We start from the raw sequence: 2,189 nt of genomic DNA, 5'->3' as shown, positions 1-2,189 counted from the left end.
TTTGTACTTCCTTTATCCTATTCGTTGTGGTTGTTTGTGTGTCTCCCTGGGGCGGGCTGCTCCGCCACCCCCCCGGCGCCCCCCGCCGACACACCTCTGGCCTTCGAGGGGACGTCCATCGGGTGGGTGGTCTCACGGGCCGCGATCTCAGACCGGACACGACCGGGCTTGAGCCAGGTGATGGCCGACGACGGCTGGTCGAAACGGAACGGGAGCCGGCGACCGTCGAGGACGATCCGCACGTTCGCCCGCGAAGTCACCCACAGCACACGCTCACGCATGACGACCCGCCCGTGGTAAGCGATGTCACGCACCTTCGCGTGGCGCGGCGACATCTCGACCCCGTTCACGAGGACGCGCTCGGCAGGTGCGTCACCCGTGTAGTGGTAGACGAGCCGCGTCAAGCCCTGGTCGGCGTCCGTCCGGTCCACCCGGACGTAGGGCGTGCACCACGGCGCGTCCGCGTACGAGTGCAGGAGGATGTCCTTCCAGATCCGCTTCATGGGCCGCACGGTGAAGGCCTCGATCACGTCGTCCTCGAGGAGGCGCCGGATATGTCCGAGGAGCCGGTGATACTCGTCGGCCACCCCGGCAGTCTCGGCACTGCCGCGTGACGACGCGCCGTCCTGGCTGCTGAAGAACCATGAGAGCTCGTACAGGATGTGGTTCTGCAGCCACTCCGGAGGGACGCCTCGCTCGTCGACCGCCTCCTGCAAGACGGCCAGGTAGCCGTCGCGGAGGACATCGGTGTAGCGGCCCGGGTGGGCGAGGCTGGTCTGAAGGGTCGACGTGGCGTCGTTGCGCCGTCGGTAGTGGTAGTGCGCCGACCCGACGAAGCCGACCCGTGGCCGGCCCGGCGACCCGAGAAGATAGCGCACGCACAACGCCCCGTCCTCGAAGTTCGGACGGAGCTCGGCGTCGAAGCGAAGCCCGAGGTCGTCGAGGCGCTGTCGACGGAAGAAGGCGACCGGCGCGCTCCCGTAGAAGTGCTGCGGGTTCTCCTCGAGGTCGCGGAGGCGGTCACCGCCGGCGAAGTGGTGCCGCAGCGGGTGGGTGTCGGTCAGGCGGCCGCTGGCGTCGTCGAGGACCCACCGTGCGCAGCCGACGAGGTCCACATCGGGCTCGGCCGCGATGAACCGGGCGACCCGCTCGAGGTAGTCCGGCGCAAGCACATCGTCGGGGTCGGGGAACGACACCCATCGTCCCCGCGCCTGCTCGATCCCGAGATTGCGGGCGGAGGCCTGACCGCCGTTCTCCTTCGTCAGCACCGTCACCAGGTCGGGACGACGCACCTCCCAAGCCTTCAGCATCTGGGAGGTCTCGTCCGTCGAGCCGTCGTCGACCATGATCACCTCGACAGCCGAGAGATCGAAGGTCTGTGCCTCGACGGAGGCGATGAAGTCGTCGAGGTACCTCGCGACGTTGTAGACCGCTGAGACGAGCGAGAACTCGATCCGTCGTGGTCCGGCGTTCACGTCAAGCATGGTGGAGGGAGTTCCTGACCTCGTGGCTGGTGGAGGGGGCGAACGGCGTTCACGTCCCCGGGCGATGGTACAAGGGGCCGATACCACCGGCGCCAAGAAGGCGTGCCACACCGCCGACTACTCTGGGACGCCGGACCTGAACGGAAGGACGCCATGGGCTCGCACGTGCCGTCGCTGCACGCCATCAGTCCCGCCGGGGGCGCGGGCACCCGCCTCTGGCCGGTCTCGCGCGCCGGACGACCGAAGTTCCTGCTCGACCTCACCGGCAGTGGGCGCAGTCTCCTGCAGCAGACCTACGACCGTCTCCTCCCGCTCGTCGGTGCGGACGGCGTGAACGTCATCACGGGCGTCCGCCATCGCGACGCGGTCGTCGCCCAGCTCCCCGAGCTCACCGCCGACCACGTCGTCGCCGAGCCGTCCCCCCGGGACTCGATGCCGGCGATCGGCCTCATGGCGGCCCTCATCCTGCAGCGCGACCCTGAGGCGCTGGTCGCTTCGTTCGCCGCCGACCACCTGATCCGCGACGTAGACGCCTTCCACGAGGCGGTTCGGCAAGCCGCCGCCGTCGCGCGCGAGGGGTTCGTGACGACGATCGGGCTTCGTCCTCCCTCGCGCTCCACGGCGTACTGCTACGTCGAGAGCGGTGACTCGCTGGAGGTCCAGGACGGTCCCGACGCCGTCTCGGTGCTGCGGTTCGTGGAGAAG

General features: G+C 68.9%; 2 protein-coding genes. One reads left to right on the top strand and one right to left on the bottom strand.

The window, feature by feature from the left end:
* Window positions 1–17 precede the first annotated feature (17 nt).
* Window positions 18–1,475, bottom strand: a complete 1,458-nt coding sequence (locus PV363_RS17465) for a glycosyltransferase (RefSeq protein WP_301023043.1) — start codon at window positions 1,473–1,475, stop codon at window positions 18–20.
* Between the two features lie 162 nt (window positions 1,476–1,637).
* Here PV363_RS17465 and PV363_RS17460 point away from each other — a divergent pair.
* A partial coding sequence (locus PV363_RS17460; protein WP_301023042.1) for a sugar phosphate nucleotidyltransferase occupies window positions 1,638–2,189 on the top strand: 552 nt, incomplete at its 3' end.

The sequence above is a fragment of the Mumia sp. genome, assembly GCF_028803055.1.
In the GTDB taxonomy this organism is placed as follows: domain Bacteria; phylum Actinomycetota; class Actinomycetes; order Propionibacteriales; family Nocardioidaceae; genus Mumia.
The sequence above is the reverse complement of the archived record's forward strand: the minus strand, read 5'-3'. Positions and strand labels throughout refer to the sequence as shown.